Annotated in this window: 18 protein-coding genes; 6 read left to right on the top strand and 12 right to left on the bottom strand. The window is 38.3% G+C overall.

Features of this window, described 5'->3' with window-relative positions; genetic code table 11:
* Positions 1-8 precede the first annotated feature (8 nt).
* The 10 genes from H9L23_RS20860 to H9L23_RS20815 form a co-directional block, all read right to left on the bottom strand.
* Positions 9-2,429: an outer membrane beta-barrel family protein gene (locus H9L23_RS20860; protein ID WP_187592136.1), complete on the bottom strand. Its 2,421-nt coding sequence runs from the start codon at positions 2,427-2,429 to the stop codon at positions 9-11.
* Positions 2,430-2,509: 80 nt separating this feature from the next.
* Positions 2,510-2,743 (bottom strand): class I lanthipeptide, encoded by a 234-nt coding sequence (locus H9L23_RS20855; protein WP_187592135.1) that lies wholly within the window; start codon positions 2,741-2,743, stop codon positions 2,510-2,512.
* A gap of 30 nt (positions 2,744-2,773) precedes the next feature.
* Positions 2,774-3,004, bottom strand: a complete 231-nt coding sequence (locus H9L23_RS20850) for a class I lanthipeptide (RefSeq protein ID WP_187592134.1) — start codon at positions 3,002-3,004, stop codon at positions 2,774-2,776.
* A gap of 35 nt (positions 3,005-3,039) precedes the next feature.
* Positions 3,040-3,270 (bottom strand): class I lanthipeptide, encoded by a 231-nt coding sequence (locus H9L23_RS20845; protein ID WP_187592133.1) that lies wholly within the window; start codon positions 3,268-3,270, stop codon positions 3,040-3,042.
* Positions 3,271-3,294: 24 nt separating this feature from the next.
* The gene (locus H9L23_RS20840) at positions 3,295-3,528 is read right to left on the bottom strand and encodes a class I lanthipeptide (protein WP_187592132.1); all 234 of its coding nucleotides are present in this window, start codon (positions 3,526-3,528) and stop codon (positions 3,295-3,297) included.
* A 49-nt stretch (positions 3,529-3,577) separates the two neighbouring features.
* Positions 3,578-3,811 carry a class I lanthipeptide gene (locus H9L23_RS20835; protein ID WP_187592131.1) on the bottom strand — a complete coding sequence of 78 codons (234 nt, stop codon included), beginning with the start codon at positions 3,809-3,811 and terminating at the stop codon, positions 3,578-3,580.
* A gap of 26 nt (positions 3,812-3,837) precedes the next feature.
* A complete protein-coding gene (locus H9L23_RS20830; RefSeq protein ID WP_187592130.1) occupies positions 3,838-4,068 on the bottom strand; it encodes a class I lanthipeptide in 231 nt (76 codons plus the stop codon).
* A gap of 26 nt (positions 4,069-4,094) precedes the next feature.
* A complete protein-coding gene (locus H9L23_RS20825) occupies positions 4,095-4,328 on the bottom strand; it encodes a class I lanthipeptide (RefSeq protein WP_187592129.1) in 234 nt (77 codons plus the stop codon).
* A 208-nt stretch (positions 4,329-4,536) separates the two neighbouring features.
* Complete coding sequence (locus tag H9L23_RS20820) at positions 4,537-4,755, bottom strand: hypothetical protein (RefSeq protein ID WP_187592128.1); 219 nt, start codon at positions 4,753-4,755, stop codon at positions 4,537-4,539.
* Positions 4,756-4,757: 2 nt separating this feature from the next.
* A complete protein-coding gene (locus tag H9L23_RS20815; RefSeq protein WP_187592127.1) occupies positions 4,758-4,913 on the bottom strand; it encodes a hypothetical protein in 156 nt (51 codons plus the stop codon).
* A gap of 173 nt (positions 4,914-5,086) precedes the next feature.
* Between H9L23_RS20815 and H9L23_RS20810 the strand changes: the two genes are divergently transcribed.
* Positions 5,087-6,121: a sensor histidine kinase gene (locus H9L23_RS20810; RefSeq protein ID WP_187592126.1), complete on the top strand. Its 1,035-nt coding sequence runs from the start codon at positions 5,087-5,089 to the stop codon at positions 6,119-6,121.
* Positions 6,108-6,845, top strand: coding sequence for a LytR/AlgR family response regulator transcription factor (locus H9L23_RS20805; RefSeq protein ID WP_187592125.1), 738 nt, complete (start codon positions 6,108-6,110; stop codon positions 6,843-6,845). Before H9L23_RS20810 ends, H9L23_RS20805 begins: the two co-directional genes overlap by 14 nt.
* On the opposite strand, the gene H9L23_RS20800 is transcribed toward H9L23_RS20805, so the two are convergent.
* Positions 6,846-9,746 (bottom strand): lantibiotic dehydratase, encoded by a 2,901-nt coding sequence (locus H9L23_RS20800; RefSeq protein ID WP_187592124.1) that lies wholly within the window; start codon positions 9,744-9,746, stop codon positions 6,846-6,848.
* 500 nt (positions 9,747-10,246) lie between these two features.
* Between H9L23_RS20800 and H9L23_RS20795 the strand changes: the two genes are divergently transcribed.
* Complete coding sequence (locus H9L23_RS20795) at positions 10,247-10,798, top strand: hypothetical protein (RefSeq protein ID WP_187592123.1); 552 nt, start codon at positions 10,247-10,249, stop codon at positions 10,796-10,798.
* Between the two features lie 53 nt (positions 10,799-10,851).
* Here H9L23_RS20795 and H9L23_RS20790 read toward each other — a convergent pair whose 3' ends face one another.
* The gene (locus H9L23_RS20790) at positions 10,852-11,889 is read right to left on the bottom strand and encodes a hypothetical protein (RefSeq protein WP_187592122.1); all 1,038 of its coding nucleotides are present in this window, start codon (positions 11,887-11,889) and stop codon (positions 10,852-10,854) included.
* Positions 11,890-12,267: 378 nt separating this feature from the next.
* Between H9L23_RS20790 and H9L23_RS20785 the strand changes: the two genes are divergently transcribed.
* From H9L23_RS20785 to H9L23_RS20775, 3 genes are all read left to right on the top strand, one after another.
* Complete coding sequence (locus H9L23_RS20785) at positions 12,268-12,465, top strand: hypothetical protein (protein WP_187592121.1); 198 nt, start codon at positions 12,268-12,270, stop codon at positions 12,463-12,465.
* Positions 12,466-12,537: 72 nt separating this feature from the next.
* Positions 12,538-14,184 (top strand): tetratricopeptide repeat-containing sensor histidine kinase, encoded by a 1,647-nt coding sequence (locus tag H9L23_RS20780; protein WP_223191002.1) that lies wholly within the window; start codon positions 12,538-12,540, stop codon positions 14,182-14,184.
* 11 nt (positions 14,185-14,195) lie between these two features.
* Positions 14,196-14,861 carry a response regulator gene (locus H9L23_RS20775; RefSeq protein ID WP_187592120.1) on the top strand — a complete coding sequence of 222 codons (666 nt, stop codon included), beginning with the start codon at positions 14,196-14,198 and terminating at the stop codon, positions 14,859-14,861.
* The last annotated feature ends 337 nt before the right edge of the window (positions 14,862-15,198 follow it).

The following is a 15,198-nucleotide window of genomic DNA, read 5'->3' as shown; positions in this document are numbered from 1 at the left end:
TTTGCTGTTTAAAAACCAATTGGGTTCGTGCTTCCTTCTTTGGTATCGTTATCTTTAATATTGGTTCTACTCTTTTTATTTACCTTATCGTTACCAAACTGGTAGCTAAATCCAAAGGTTAAGCCCCTGCCATAAACGGTCTGGATGTTCTGATTGGTTAAGCCACCATTTATGTTGAGCATATTATATTCCATCTTACTATTTAATGGATTAATTACCCCAACACTGACGTTGATCCTGTCTTTCATAAATGATTTGTTTAAACCGATAGATGAAGTGTTGGGCAGCTCGGTTCTGCTCTGGAAAAAATAGTTATTCGAATACAGGTAATACTCTGCCTGAAGATTATAACCACCTTTAAAGTTATATGTGCCTATAAAACTGCCATTAAAGTTTAACTTTTCATTATACGTAGCGTTAAATGCCGCATCATTGGTTGAGATCAGGTTTAAGGTACCGCCTACAGTTAAGCTCAATGCTTTGGTAATGGTAAGGTTTAAATTGGCCGATGTACCGAACTGTTTGTATGAGCCGATGTTTTTATAAGAAATCTGGTTAATGTTGTTTACCAATTGGTTTACACGTAAAATATAGTCAGACCAAAAGTCGGCGCTGGCATCAACATATAAATATACTTTGCCTGCATTGTGAGAGAAGGCCATACTCAAGCCATTTTTATGTTCGGGCAAAAGATCGGGGTTACCTTGCGATACCGTGTTTGCATTTACAAAATTTTGGAAGGGATTGAGAAAGGAAATACCTGGCCTCGAAATTTTGTAGCTATAGGTTAAGCTGATCATTCCGTTTTTAAGGTTTTTGCCAATTACGTAAGTCGGTAAAACACTGTTAAATCCTCGACTAACATTGCTGTTTGTTGATATGAATTGAGCATCGTTCTGTGTTCTTTCATAACGTATACCGCCAATCATTACCCATTTTTTTGGTAAAGCGAGTTGTACCTGTCCGAAGGCAGCATATATGCCCTGATCGTAAGCATATTCATCAGTGCTTGCTGTTGTTGATTGGCTGCTCATCATATTTTGATACTGCGAATCGAAATGTCTGTTTGTAATTTTAAGGCCGGCCTGTAATTTGTGCTTGCCCAAAGGAAACTTGTAATCTGACTGTAAGATCACTGTACGCATGGTATTGTTGTTATTGCTCAGCTCCTGTAAAGTAGATGGTGCTGTGCCGGATAGATAATTATTAAAACTATTGTTTAAATTATCCTGTTTGCCTGCGGTAAAAAGTGCGCCAATCGTAAATTCTTTACCGGGTTTATCCAGTTTAAGTTTGTAATCTACATTTGCCGATAAACTTTGAGATTTAACCACATTATCAGAAAAGCGGTTGAATAAATTTGTAATGCCCTGATCGTTAATGTTCGTCTGCAATGCCTGACTGAAAGTATAGGGAGAATTAGAGGCCGTTAAGCCTGCGTTTAATGATTCGTTCTTGCTGATGTCGTAAAACAATCCGCTATTTACATAAACAGGGTTGCCATTGTAGCCTAAATTTCCTTGTTGGGCCTGCAAAAAATTGTTCCTCGAGTAAAGTTGGTTGCTAAAGCCCTGCGTTTTAAAATTGGTATAACTGCCATTAAGCGAAAAATTAAGCTTGCCGACGCCGTAAGTAAAATTTAAAGTAGGTTTGGTATTATAGCTTTTACCGATTGTAGATTCTACACCCACCGTAAGGTTGCCGCCTAAAGAAAACTTATTTTTGGTTATAATGTTAATGATACCTGCCAAACTTTCGCCATCGCTGGCAGCACCTGGGTTGGTAATCACTTCTACGCTTTCTACATTAGCCGTTGGAATCATTTTAAGGGCCTGATCTACAGGGATGGCATAATCCGTAACCGAACGACCATTAACCTGTACTTGTACTTTTTCGCTCCCTTTTAAAGAAGGAACACCTTTAAAATCGACCGTAACCAACGGGACTTTTTTAATCACCTCACTGAGTGATTTGTTTTTTGCCATCGGATCGCGGTCTACATGGTAAACGATCTTTTCGGCAGTATTTTCGATAATCTTTCTTTTGGCATAAACCGAAACTTCATTTAACAGTTCTGTTTTAATTTTTACATTAAACACCTTGCTAAATACATGGTCTGGACTGGCCGGTATAGCCAGATTAAAAACCTGATTTTCATTGCCCATATAAAATACCTTAACCTGATAGGTTCCTGCTTTTATTTTTACTTCAAACTTTCCCAAGGTATCGGTAAGGGCTTGCATCACCTGTTTTTGGCCATTATTTATCACAACCTGTGCATAAATAAGTGGTTCTTTCGTAACAGAGTCGATTACCTTACCGGTAAATTTTAAGCTTACGCTATCTATCACATTAGCCGGCGCCTGCGCCTGAACTGCAATAGTGCCTGTACTTAAAAAAACGAGGATCAATATTATATATGTTTTCATAACTTATCGTATTGTGCAGCAAATGTTAAATTGCATGCGGTTAAAAGCATTGCCGGTATTTGCCGGCAATGCGCATTGGTTTAGCAACTACATTTACATGTACTTGATACCGGACAGGTTTGTGATGCGATAATAGATTGTTTACCGCAACTTCCTCCATCAACAGCCTCAGCAGAAAGGATCGGAATGTCGATAACAACGGTAGAACCATCTGCAGCAGCCTGGCCACCAGATACTAATTCCATTTGCTCTTCATTAAGTTTTGCTACTGTTTCTTTGTTCAGTGACAGTTTGGTTTTTAATTGCTTTTTCATGTAATGATGTTTTTTATGGTTAATGATTAATTATTTACAGCTACAATCGCAGGTACTGCTTACCGGACAGGTTTTAGAGGCGATAATGGATTGTTTACCACAGCTATCACCATCAACCGCAGATGATGCTTCGATGCCGATTACCACTGTAGAGCCTGCCAGTGCAGCCTGTCCGCCAGCTACTAGTTCCATTTGCTCATCGTTAAGCCTGGCTACTGTTTCTTTGTTAAGAGAAAGTTTTGTTTTGAATTGTTTTTTCATGTTTTTAATGGTTTTGTATAGAGATTGATTAATAATTAGCAACTACAGTGACAGGTACTGCTTACCGGACAGGTTTTAGATGCGATTATAGACTGCTTGCCACAGCTATCCCCTTCAGCAGCCGATGCTTCCGCTTCGAAGCCGATTACTACAGTTGAACCTGCAGCTGCGGCCTGGCCACCAGCTACCAGTTCCATTTGCTCATCGTTAAGTCTGGCTACTGTTTCTTTGTTAAGAGAAAGTTTTGTTTTGAATTGTTTTTTCATGTGAGAAGATTTTAGGGTTGATAATTAACTACAATGACAATCGCAGGTACTAGTTACCGGACAGGTTTTAGAAGCAATGATCGATTTCTGACCACAGCTGCCACCATCGGCAGCTTCAGCTTCTAAGCTAATGCCAACCACAAACGTAGAACCATCTGCGGCAGCCTGGCCACCGGCTACCAGTTCCATTTGCTCTTCGTTAAGCTTTGCTACTGTTTCTTTGTTAAGCGCAAGTTTGGTTTTGAGTTGTTTTTTCATAAGATTTGATTTTTATAGTGAATTAAATTGTTTTTGCTGTTTTATGCGTTTAGCAGCCAGGGCAGTTACAGGTTGCGGATGCCGGACAAGTTTTGGAATTAACAACAGACTTTTTACCACAGGTATCTTCTTCTCCGGCACCATTTGCAAGGTCGAGCCCAATTACAATAGTCGCATCGGCTCCTATTGCCTGTCCTCCGGCTACCAGTTCCATTTGCTCATCGTTTAGTCTTGCCACTGTTTCTTTGTTGAGCGAAAGCTTAGTTTTTAATTGTTTTTTCATGGTGATATAGGTTTGATAGGAATTAATTATTCGCACACACACAAGCAAGAGCTTGTAGCCGGACATGTTTTTGAAACCTGAAAAGTTTGCGGGCCACAGTTGCCTACATCTCCCAGCGCTTCTAGCTCGGTCTTTACCGTGACAGCCGATTCGATATTTAGCCCCTGTCCACCGGCTATAAGCTCCATCTGTTCATCGTTTAACTTGGCGATGGTTTCTTTTGCTAAGGAAAGCTTGATTTTGATTGATTTTTTCATGGCGATTGCTATAAATTGTTGTTTAATTATTCGCAGCTACAGGCACATGAGCCAGTTGCCGGACAGGTTTTTGATTTCAATATTGTTGGATTGCAACTGTCTTTTTTACCGTCCGAATTGCTTAATTCCTCAGTAATTATAATGGTGGTACTTTCACTGCTCGCAGCGTATCCACCGGCAATAAGTTCCATTTGCTCCTCATTCAGTTTAGCAATGGTTTCTTTAGCTAAGGAAAGTTTGATTTTAGGCTGTTTTTTCATGTTTAATGGATGATCGAATGAATGATAAAACTTGCCAGGAGAAAGATAAAGAGCTTAGGGAATGGTAGATGGCCATCCCCTAAGTCATCTTAATTTGACCCCTTTTTCGAGCGCTTTCATAGGTAGAATTTGCTTTTAGGGCTTAATGTATCTATATATACAACTATGTATTTTTCCCATCATGCCAATACTGGCCTTCAGATGAAATTTATAACAAGCTGTCTTCCTGACTTACACGTTTGTGGTACTGGCTACGTTGCACTGCATGCATTAAAGCATAACCCGACATTTGCCCCTCAAAAGGAAGGTTTAGCGTAAAACGGATATCATCTTCTGATTGGCCTCCGCCAATCATATCACTTAGTTCATCCGATAGCACAGTCGCTGTGCTTTCAAGTCCTAGTTTTTTTAATAATGTTAAGTTCATAATTAAATGCCTGTTAGTGTTGATGTTATGACTGTTTCTGTTGGAAAGTAATTTCCGCGTTGATTAAAAACCATTGTTTTTGCAGACATACTGCGATTAAGAATCTGAATTTGTTTAACTTCGATTTGTGGTAGCGAAACTTTAATTTGATTTTTCATAGCTTTATGGTTTGTTGTTGATATAAATGTGGGGTTTGTTGAAAAACTTGCAAAATATTTTGTACCAATGAGCGGTTTTGAATGACGAATGAGTAGCTATAAAAGGACAAGTGAATATTCCATTTTCGGAAGCAGATACATCTGGATTATAAATGAGTAGAAAAAATGTCGGTATGCACATCCTATTATGGATGGCCTATATCCTGTATGAAATACTGATCAGTTATTTTGCCGGGCTGGATCTCCGGCCTATTTACACGTTGTTGTCTTTTGTGATAAATGCTGCTGTGTTTTACGGTGCCTGGTTGGGCTTTACCTTTATTAAGCAGCGGGTTACCTCAATAACACTCAGGATAATTAGTGTTGTATTTGGTACAGTATTGATTCTTGTCGTTTCTTCAGCATTAAAGATTTTAATCGAAACTGCAGCTTACCATAAAGACATTGCGCTTTATTTAACCCGTTACCAGATTACTGCCCTGATAATGCGTTCACTTTATTTTTATGTTATTGGCATTGGATTTAGTTTTGCCCACCTGGCCGCTAAAAGAGATAGGGAAGTTTACCAATACAACCTCGAAAAGCTTGAGCTGATACAAGAACAGGATCGTTTAAAAAGGAATGCCATACAAGCTGAACTTAATTTGGTTAAATCGCAGATAAACCCTCATTTTGTATTTAATACACTTGGCTTTTTACATGCCAAAACATATAAAGCACTTCCCGATGTGGCAAAATCGATACTCATGTTATCAAATGTAATGCGCCATGCTTTAACAGGCAGTGAAGATGGTTACAGTACCCTGGAAAGTGAACTGAGTTACATCCATGATTTTATTAAAATACATGATGAAAGAAATGAGTCACTTAACATACAATACGATCTGGAGAAAAACACTGGTAACAGTAAGGTAATTTCGCTCATTCTCATTACGTTGGTAGAGAATATTTTTAAACATGGTGTAATTAAAGATCCGTTAAAGGAAGCCATTCTAAAAATCGGGGTAAAAGCAAATGATCTTCATTTTTACTCTTTTAATTATAAAAACAACAACAAAAAAGTGCACTCCAATAAAATAGGTATCCAATATGTAAAGCAAAGGCTAAACGAGGTATTTCCGGGTAACCACAACCTCAGCATTACCGAAACAGAAGAAACCTATGAATGTAAATTAACCTTTCCCCTAAAACGATATGAAACAACTTAACTGCATCATTATTGATGATGAGCCCTATGCGCACAACATTTTAAAAGATTATGTAAATAAGGTTCCATTCCTCAGTTTGGTGGGTGTATTTACCAACCCGATAGAGGCTTTGGTTGAGATTAAAAGCAATAATATCGACCTGCTTTTTTTAGACATCAATATGCCCGAATTATCGGGTATCGATCTGATCAAGATGCTGCCACAGGGTATTGAGGTAATTATTACCTCTGCTTACAGTGAGTTTGCCGTAGCTGGTTTCGAAAACAATGTTCTGGATTATTTGCTTAAGCCCTATTCTTTCGACCGTTTCTTAAATGCCACCCAAAAAGTACTCGATAAACTGATGCTTCATTCCTTAAAAAAGGATCAGGAAAATAAACATAACGTAGCTAAAACCGATGCATTTTATCTAAAAACAGACCGGGGCAAAATTGTAAGGATAAATTTTGAAGATATCGTGTATATCGAGGGGCTAAAAAATTATTGCTCTGTTTTTACTGACACGCAGCGCCATGTATCGTTGGTAAGTATGAAATCACTTGCAGATGGTCTGCCGGAGGGTGAGTTTATCAGGACCCATAAATCGTACATTATTGCGATTAAAAAGATTAAATCCATTGATGGCAACATGATCTTATTCGATAACATTACAGAAAAGGTGCCCATTGGAGTAACCTATCGGGATAGCTTTTTTTATATGTTGAATAAAACGCTTTATAAATAATTATCGTTCTGCCCTTGCCAAACCAGATTTTAACTGTTTAACCATCATTCCGTATAAAAGGCACTCGTGCAGCCGCTGTTGATTAACGAAATATCGGTTTATCAGCATGTGGATCAACCCTGCCAAAAACTTGTCGTTCCAATCTACTTTTTGCTGCTTCAGTAGTGCATCTATTTCACTGCGCCTGTTGGTGAGCAATGCTTCATAATCTTGCGCCAAACCAGGAAGGATTGCTCCGTACTTTCTGAACAACTGGTCAATCTGTATTTTAATTTCCTTGCTGTCCATTTCCTTTAAAAAGAACGTCAACTGCGTTTCCGCAAACTTTAACTGTACCGAAGGGTCGGTGCTCTTGCGCGATAAATAATCTTTCATCACCCAAAAAATAATCAACCAGCCCTGTTCGGTATAATCATTGTTTTCGAAAATCGTAAAAATGTGGGCACAAAACCTGCTATCAATATCGAACAGGCTTTCTGCCAATGCAATTTGCTCGGCACCATAACGTTCAATTTCACGCTCATAGGTATCCAGTTGAATATTGCTGATCTGTTGGTGCATAATGAAGGGGTCTAAAACCGCTTTAACCAAAAAATAGGCCTGTTGAAAATCTGCTGCTTTGTGGAGCAATATCCGTAACCGTAAATGGTGACCGTGTTCATAATACCGTATAAAAAAACACTTTTGATAGTGGAGTACCCCTGAGTTTTTATCGAGTAATTTAAACAGCGCTATTAAAACCTCCTGGGCAGTGTTTTCATTTAAAAATATTTTAATGTACAGCCACTCGCTACCTGGAAAAAAGTGGCGGGTTACCGTACCATTATTTGGCTGATAGCTCGCCTTTTTTACTTCGGCCATTGCAAAAAGCGGTGCGGCAAACTGATGTGCATAGCGCTTGCCGGCTTCATCCTGTAATATCGGTTTCATTTCATGGTGCAAACATTCTTTCACTACCAGTTCATTAACAGTTTTTGAGGCCTCCTTTAAAAAAACATCAACTGAAAGTGGATTAGCAGAATCGATCAGCAACTCATTATCTCCGTTTACAACATAAAACTTGGCTGGTATCTTCCATTCTTGTCTAAATTGTTCAAATGCTTCTCTACGGAGTTGATCATTAGTTTGTTTTTTGATGAGTTGAAGTAGGTTTGCATGCGCAAATTTCCAGGTGGCCCGGTGTAAAATAAGTCCGAAGGTGGTATCTACCCTCGGAAAAAAAACAAAATCTTTTGCCAGCCTGCCCCAGTTAAAGGTTAACCCATTTGGCCCTGTTTGGTGTTGTATATCACACAGAAAAGTATATATAGGATGTTGTGAGCGGTTATAATTATAGGCACTGCTCAATTTGGGAATAATTTCCTGCTGCTTCTTTTTCGAAAAAAGTTTAAACAGACCGTTTTGCAAAGTTACCTCAATTTCGTCGAGGTTAATCACTTGCTTACCGTGAGCATGGTCTACATATTGCATTTCGTGCGACCAAAACTGAGGGTGCGACATCACATTAGCCGAACGTTCTTCGGGTAAGTGGATAATTTCTGCATAGATGACTTCCGGATTGGCCAAGGTCTCTTCCATTGCCATTTCCATTGCCAATTGTTTAATTGCTGAGCTGGCATGGGCATATCTTGCCAAAAGGCCTAAACTTCCTGTACCGGGTACCAGTTCGAGGTAGATCCGTTCCTCATCAAAAAGTTGAAAAACCGCAGCCATATTATGCGGAAGATCAGCTAATGGTTTATCCTGCACAAAATCTTCTGGCAGGGTAAAACTATAATGACCACCAACATTGGCCAATGTTAATACCTTAAGTAGTTTTAGGTTGGTTTCGGTATAGGGTATCTGCTCTGTTTGCTTATTTAAACTGGTAATTAAACCTTCGGTAAGTAAAGTTTCTTTATTGTGCCACTGTCCATATTCTATTCCACTATCCGGATCAAAGGCGGCCAATAGTGGCACACTTCTTCCCTGATACCGTTGTAAAAATTGAGTTTTAAATTGTTTTAACCTTTTATGAGGTTCAAAATCAGTTAAATTGTTCAGGAGCTTAATTCCACGCAATAGCTTGATTTGTAAATTGCTATTAAGACTGGCTGCTTGCAGGCTATTTATTCTCGTAACATGAAAACAATTATTAGGCGTTTCACCAAAAAGTTTTTTAAGGTTTGTTTCTATTTGTAAGTAGTCATCAATTACCGCTTCAGCTGTGCCATTTACAGTAGCAGTTTTGTCTAAAATAGATAGGGTATATTGTAACTCTTTATGTATGCCAGCAGGCCAGGGATGAGGTAAATAATCAGGAAACTGTAGTCCGATACCTGGTTTGCCCGTATAAGTCAAAAACTGAATCTGGATCAACTGTTTGATAAAAGCAAATGATTCATCAGCATCGAAATCACCAAGAAGTAAAGCAAGCTCCTGGTGTGTTTTGGCATTTCCTTTTAGTTTAGCCACCAATTGAGCAATAATATCATTGTACGTCAGTGCAACGATTTTGTACTCGCGTTCGCCATTGATGCTTTGATAAGTAATAAACTTATACTGTTTGCCTTGAAGATAAATGGTGTTATTGAGTACATAAGTTGCACCTGGATGTTCTGCTTCTACAAGCATAGCTAACTGTTCGTTAACAGCCGCATCCAGGGTAATATCCCTTTTAAAACCAGCCTCTAATACCAAATGTTGCGGAGTTCCCCATTGTAATGATGCACAGCCCGCAAATAAACCAAAAGGAGTAGAGCGGTTACTCATCCGGGCCAGGTATTTATAAAAGCTCTTTAACAGGCTTTCTCTTTTAAAATCGCTCACTTCGGCTACATTATTGAATAGTTTATCCAGGTCATTATAAAGTGATTTGCTGGCCAGATAGATGCTCTCCCGTATAAAAGGATCTTTCCACATTTGCATAAGAGATTCTGGCTGCAAATTGGTCTCCATGGGCAAAGCGGCCGACCTAACAATTAAATGTTGGTAGAAAGAGTATTTCACGAGATGGCGTAATAATTAGGATGTAAAAATAGGTTTGTTGTTCGGCTTGTTATTGTGTTAACAATCAAACACTAAGATAGCAAAAAATGCGGATTTGTCTATTGGTTATTCCTAATTGCCCGGCAAGGTTAATAGGTTAAATTCGCATCTCGCCTCAAGCGAAGTGCTTATCAGTTCTAACCGAAATTTCGCAGAGTCTGGGCAAGGAGAACACCAGGCTAGTTAATTATCTTAATGTGCTTAACTTCTTAATGGTAAAAACATCTTTTGTAAACCAACTCCCGACTCCCGACTCTGGATTGATCAATCGGTTTATCCACTCCAAGCCCGAAACGCTCTGCTCCAAACTCAAAAACGGCTCAATCTTTGCTCCTACCGAAGCTTAAATTTAATAAGGAAAACCCATTTAGATCATGAACACATTACAAGCACTATCCCAAAAATCAAGATTCGCTACTTTAATCCTCTTAACTCTTTTTTTCTCCGCCTGCTCCGAAACCCCTGAACGTTTCTTCGACATTGCCATCCTGAACACCAATATGATCAACGATTTTGCCAGCGCCGATCTGGCCCGTCATATTAACGATGAAACTAAAGAATATCCTGATATTCCATCCAGTAAAAAGAAAGGCGACGAAGCTGCCACTAACCTCAATAACAAAATATTATACCTCGAACAATCGCTCGAAAAAGTGAAAAAACTTTCGGCATCAGGTGATGAAGAAAAGGAAATTAAAGCCCTTTCGCAACAATTGTACGAACTGGTAATACCCGTTTATAAAAATGAATACCTGGCTTACGCTAAATTATGCGATAGTAAAGGCAGTCAGGACGCTAAAGATGAAATCATTAAAAATATCGATGAAAAATACGGAGCTCGTTTCGAACAACATTTTAATGCATTAATGGAAAAAGGCAAAGTATATGCCCAGGAACACAATATCCAGGTAAACTGGGGAAAATAAAACTATTCTTAACCTTTAAAACTCACCTTTATAGCCCAATAGTAACTAAGTTATTATTGGGCTATTTGTTTTAGTAAATCCTGAATATGACTATTGCTCGTTTCATTCTGATTGCCAACTTTAATTTTCTTTTTGGTCTTACTCGCTCCGATACCACAAAGACTTACAAAAAGAGCTGCACATAAAAACCATACTAAACGGGTAAGCATATACCTGTAATTGGAAGTATACTTGGTTAAAATTGTGTTTGTAAGTGGTTTGAGTACTCTTTGTGTATCTAAAGGATATGCACCGCTATCAGTAAAATATTCATGATCTTTTACAAAACCTTTGTACCACACTTTCCCCAACGAATAGCTGGTTAGGGTATCTGATAGATTAATCTTCCTTTGATGCTGTAACTTTTTAAGATTTAATGGGATTATCGTAGCATTAACAATTTGTGCATTACATTTTACCGGCTCGTAATGATCCTCATTCCAATACATACATTTCTCATCTTCTTTTGGCATTCGAACTGAAGCGGTACTAGTTTCCCAGGCTACAAAAGAAGTGGTTCCAATCAATAGCAAAATGACACAGGAAATGGTGATGTAGCGAGGGGAGAAACGCGGAATATAGATTGGCTTAGGTCGAATTGGTCCCTCATCATCTGGAGTTGATGTCGTCGTTGTTGTTGTTGTTGGAGGAAAGAGATCATCTATAGATATCCCACCTATTTTAATTGTTTTATCAGCACTCAAATAATAAGAACTGCTCGGCCTAGGTTCCAAATCTATTAACCATGCTAAAAGATCGGTATTTCTCTCTTCAGTTGTAACTGTTCCACCAGTAATATGGTTCCAAAGAGGTCTAAAATCATCAGGCTCAGATTCGTTTAATTTTTTTTGGATATCGCAAACCATTCTATCTACATCAAAAAAAGTTGCAAGTATATCCAGGTCTTTTGGATCGTGCCTACTTTCGTAAACCTTTAAACACGCGCTTCTTAATTTAGTAGTTGTTTCTCTAGGCAAAATTGCATATAGCTTCCCATTATCCCTCATCTTTTTATAGGCGGCCAATACTATGTCTTGATAATCTTCAGGCATTTTTCAAAAAATTTAATCGTAAAAATAGAAATGGAATTTCTGGAATCCTTACGGGTTTCCGGAATTCTTTGGAATTTAAAAAGAATTCTTTAGAATCTTTGGAATTATCTGAAAACTAGCGATTTGAAGCCTGGATATTTGTCCCAACAATTAATTCAAGCAACGATTCAAACGATAATCCAAGCACGAACTAAATGTTAAAAACGAGTAGAAATCGCGGTCGTTATTAGCCGGTTTGGGAAGCAGTTATTAGCTCCCGCGACAGACACTCACCACTTCCCAAAAATTTCAGAAGGCCTTCTGATTTACAGTTTGTAGCAACCCCCACGCATGGGGCGTGGGGAACTACGTGTACATCACTTTTTAAATTTTTGAATCATGTTTTTACCATTATTTATTGCTATCCTTTTAGGATTTGCAAACCCTTCAAATACAAATAACAATTGCAGCCACAACAGTGGTACAGTAGTAAGCACCAACGATACCGATCCTGGCGATACCGACCCAGGAGATGGTGGCGACAATGGTGATGATACAGGGGGCGAAGGCGCACATGTGCCACCTAAAAACCCATAGATCATTAAAAGAAGGGCAGCGTAAAATACTGCCTTTCTTTTTTTATATTTGATTACCATTAATCGCTCAATCTTGAAAAAATCCTACTTATTTACGTTTTTAATTTTGATAGCATTTGCCTGCAAAAATAAAGAAGACATTAAAAATTCTAGCAAAGATTCAAACTATGATATTGCAGAATCATTCTTTGGTAAAAATAATGATTCTGCTTTTTACTATTTTAGTAAGGTTACCACCACTCCTAAAGATAGTTTACAGGTTGCTATGGCCTATAATTATATGGCTGTTATACAATCTGATGCCGGAGATTACTTTGGAGGTCAGGAAAGTTTAATATCATCACTTAAATTTCTGAGTGAACGAAAAAAAACGGACTTCAGCTGTATATCCTCTGATTATAATGAGCTCGGATTAAATAGTATTAACTTAAAAAAATATGATGAAGCGATAGAATATCATGAGCGCGCTATAAAATTCTCCAATAATGATGCTTTTAAATCGATGTTCTTAAATAATAAGGCATTGGCCTATCAAAAGGCGGGAAATTATAATGCATCAATTAAAATCTATTCTGATGTCATTTCAAAAAATATCAAAAGTAAAAAAGAATACGCCAGGGTGCTTTCTAATCTTGCTAAAACTAAATGGCTTCAAAACCCAAATTATAATGCAGCTCCTGAGTTTCTGAAAGCACTACATATCCGTGATGTTGAAAAAGATCAATGGGGTCAGAACGCCAGTTACGCACATCTTGCAGATTACTACGAAAAGAAGAAGCCAGATTCAGCATTAATATATGCTCAAAAGATGTATCTGATTGCAAAAAAATTAGTCAGTCCGGATGATCGTCTTGAAGCACTTCAGAAATTAATTAAGTTAAGCCCAGCTAAAGAAACGAAAGATTATTTCAGTATTTACGAAAAATTAAATGACAGTGTACAAACCGCTCGCAGTGCCGCTAAAAACCAATTTGCGCTAATCCGTTACGACACGGAAAAAAGCAAAGCCGATAACCTCGTGCTGCAAAAAGACAATGAAGGCAAAAGGTATCAGATCATCATACTCATCATTGGTATTCTTTTACTCACTATCGCTGGTACCCTTTGGTATAAAAAAAGAAAACAAAGATTAGAGCTCGAAGCTCAAAACTCCATCCGTGAAAATAAACTCAAAACCTCTCAAAAAGTACACGATGTAGTTGCAAACGGATTGTACAGGATCATGAATAAACTCGATAATCAGGAAAGCTTAAAAAACAATCCTATTGTTAACGAAATAGAAGAACTTTATGAGCAATCGCGTGATCTTTCTTACGAAAAGCCAAAATCGAAAAACCAACCTTTCAACGAAAAAATATCCGAGCTGTTAAAATCCTTCGCTTCCGAAAATACAAAAGTAATACTTGTAGGAAATTCAGCTCAACTCTGGGAAAAAGTATCCGAACAGGCGCGGGAGGAAATAGAACATATCCTTCAGGAACTGATGGTAAATATGGGCAAACACAGCCGGGCAAGCGATGTGGTGATCAAATTTGAACAGGCACAAGAAAAAATAAATATCCATTATACCGATAACGGCATCGGCATTTTAGGTGAAGTACACCCTAATAATGGACTCACAAATACGGGAACCCGTATTGATGCAATTGGTGGTACAATTACCTTTGATACCAAAGTTGAAAAGGGGCTTAAAATCCAAATCTCTTTTCCGGTTTCCTAATTGTATGATATATGTTTAAAAGAATACTTATTGCCGAAGATCAAGAAACACAGAATATTTCGCTGCAAACAACCTTAGCTGATCTGAGTATAGAAAAACCCGAATACGTTTATTATTGTGACGATGCGCTTACCTGGATAAAAAATGCTATCAGAGCAGAACAGCCTTACGACTTGTTGGTTACTGATCTATCCTTTGTAGAAGACCATAATAAACAAAAAATTGCCGGTGGTGTTGAACTTATACAAGCTGCGAAAAAAGTACAACCCGGTTTAAAAATCCTCGTATTTTCTGTCGAAAATAAAACTGCTGTAATCGATATGTTATTTAAAGAATTGCATATTGATGGTTATGTACGAAAAGCCCGTCACGATGCCCAATACTTAAAACTGGCCATAAACGCTATCTATAACGATAAAAAATACCTTTCGCCTGATTTAAAACTGGCCAGAAAAGAAAATAATTCGCACGATTTTACAGACCTGGATATCGCCATCATTTCTCAACTGGTTGATGGAACACCCCAAAAAAACATTCCTTATTATTTGCAGGAAAACAATATTAAACCCTCTGGCCTAAGCAGCGTTGAAAAGCGTCTGAATTTGATGAAAGAGGTACTCGGTTTCTCCAAAAACGAACAACTGATTGCTTATTGTAAAGATGTAGGGATAATTTGATGAGTCCTGAGTCTTCAGTCCACAGTCCGGAGTCAACTGATTTCAGTTAATTCCGCTCGCTTGTCATTCTAAGGGATAATTTATTGCATAAAAATCGATATTGATGACAGAAAAATCCTGGCGCAATGATAAGCCGCTAAAAGTCGTCATTGCGAGAAGGCTTTTTCAGCCGACGAAGCAATCTTACAACGATCGCTACCTCGCGTGCGCATTAAGATTAGCTTCGCTGAGCACTTCGTGGTTCCCGCCTGCGCGGGAATGACGACCGCACTATTGAAGTCTGTCAATGGTAGCATAGTGTCGAAGGATCTTTTTCGATGGAAAGTGAATCTTAGCC

The sequence above is a fragment of the Pedobacter roseus genome (assembly GCF_014395225.1).
Classification (GTDB): domain Bacteria; phylum Bacteroidota; class Bacteroidia; order Sphingobacteriales; family Sphingobacteriaceae; genus Pedobacter; species Pedobacter roseus.
This window is presented reverse-complemented; position numbering and strand designations above follow the sequence as displayed.